1 protein-coding gene is annotated in these 1,969 nt (G+C 72.9%); it reads left to right on the forward strand.

Annotated features, from left to right (window positions below; all coding sequences use genetic code 11):
* Window positions 1-58: 58 nt before the first annotated feature.
* The gene (locus GTW43_RS04725; RefSeq protein ID WP_161300352.1) at window positions 59-1,804 is read left to right on the forward strand and encodes a chloride channel protein; all 1,746 of its coding nucleotides are present in this window, start codon (window positions 59-61) and stop codon (window positions 1,802-1,804) included.
* Window positions 1,805-1,969 lie beyond the last annotated feature (165 nt).

Raw genomic sequence — 1,969 nt, forward strand, 5'->3', positions numbered from 1 at the left:
CCCCACGCCCCCCGCCGCCCACCACCCGAAGGTCCCGCACCTGGGCGACTTCCACGTCATGCCCCGCGTGGCCGTCATCGCCGCCCTGGCCGTACCGGTCGGCGCCGCGGCCGCACTCGTCGCCGTCGGCCTGCTCAAGCTGATCGCCCTGTTCACCAACCTCTGCTTCCACGGCCGGTTCTCCTTCGCCGAGAGCACGCCCGCCACCACGACGCACTGGTGGCTCGTCCTCTTCATGCCGGTCGTCGGCGGACTCGTCATCGGTCTCATGGCCCGCTACGGGTCGGAGAAGATCCGCGGCCACGGCATGCCCGAGGCCATCGAGTCGATCCTCGTCGGCGGCAGCAAGGTCCAGCCGCGGATCGCCGTCCTCAAGCCCGTCTCGTCCGCGGTGTCCATCGGCACGGGCGGCCCGTTCGGCGCCGAGGGGCCCATCATCATGACCGGCGGCGCCGTCGGCTCGATCCTCGCCCAGTTCCTGCGGGTGACCACCGACGAGCGCAAGACGCTGCTCGTCGCGGGCTCCGCGGCCGGCATGGCCGCCACGTTCAACGCGCCGCTCGCCGCGATCCTGCTCGCCGTCGAACTCCTCCTGTTCGAGTGGCGCCCCCGCTCCTACCTGCCGGTCGCGGTCGGCGCCGTCACCGCGACGCTCGTCCGCGGACCCATCCTCGGCACCGAGCCCCTCTTCGCCGGTGCCCAGGTGCCCGACCGGCTGCCGCTCTCCGCGTACGGACTGTGCGTGGTCGCCGGGATCGGGGCGGGTCTCCTCGCGCTGGTCGCCACCTGGCTCGTCTACTTCTCCGAGGACCTGTTCGCGAAGCTCCCGTTCCACTGGATGTGGTGGCCGGCCATCGGCGGCGCCGTCATCGGCGTCGGGGGACTCGTCGAGCCGCGCGCCCTCGGTGTCGGTTACGACGTGATCGGGCAGCTCCTGACCGGCCGGGCGGGCGTCGGCCTGATCATCGGCATCCTCGTGGTCAAGACCCTGATCTGGGGCCTGTCCCTCGGCTCCGGGACCTCGGGCGGCGTCCTCGCGCCCATGTTCATGATCGGCGGTGCGCTCGGCGCCGCCGAGGGGCTCGTGTTCCCCGCCGTCAGCCCCGGCTTCTGGGCCCTCGTCTCGCTGGCCGGAGTGCTCGGCGGCGTCATGCGCTCGCCGCTCACCGGCATCGTCTTCTGTCTCGAACTCACCCACGAGGTCAACGCCCTCGTGCCCATGGTGATCACCGCGTCCTCGGCGTACCTGCTCTCCGTGATCGTCCTCAAGCGGTCCGTCCTCACCGAGAAGATCGCCCGCCGCGGGCTGCACCTCACCCGCGAGTACTCCGTCGACCCGCTCGAGGTCCACCTCGTCCGCGGTCTCGCCCCGGCGCCCGCCGCCACCCTGCACGCCGACATGGGCATCGACACCGCGGCCGCCCGGGTCGCCGCGGGCACCGACGAGGACCCGGACACCGGAGTCCAGCTGCTGTACCCGGTCCTCGACCGCACCGGGCTGCTGTCCGGCGTCGTCACGCGCAGCCGGCTGCTCGGCGCGGGACCCGACGACATCCGCCCGCTGAGCGCCCTCGCGCAGCCGCCGGTCGTCGCCCACCCCGACGAGACCCTGCGTACGGTCGCCAACCGCATGGCCGCCCATCACGTCACCCGCGTCGTCGTCACCCCGCGCGACGAGCCGGGACGTGTCGACGGGATCCTGAGCCTCGGCCAGCTCCTGGAGGCACGCCGCGTCGACCTCCACGAGGAGCAGCACGTCGAGCGCGTCTTCCGGCGCCGGAGGGAGCCGGCGGGCGTCCGGTAGCCCGGGCCCGGAGCGCCGCCCGGCGCCAGTAGGATCGTTGTTCGAGGAACTGTCGGCGCGCCGTGGCCGTGGAACGAGCGAGCGCACGGAGAAGGAGAGCGTCGTGAACGGAACCGTGCTCACGGTCGCCGGGCTGTACCTCGTCATCCTGCTGCGCGCCGGGGA

Source organism: Streptomyces sp. SID5785 (assembly GCF_009870065.1).
Classification (GTDB): Bacteria; Actinomycetota; Actinomycetes; order Streptomycetales; family Streptomycetaceae; genus Streptomyces.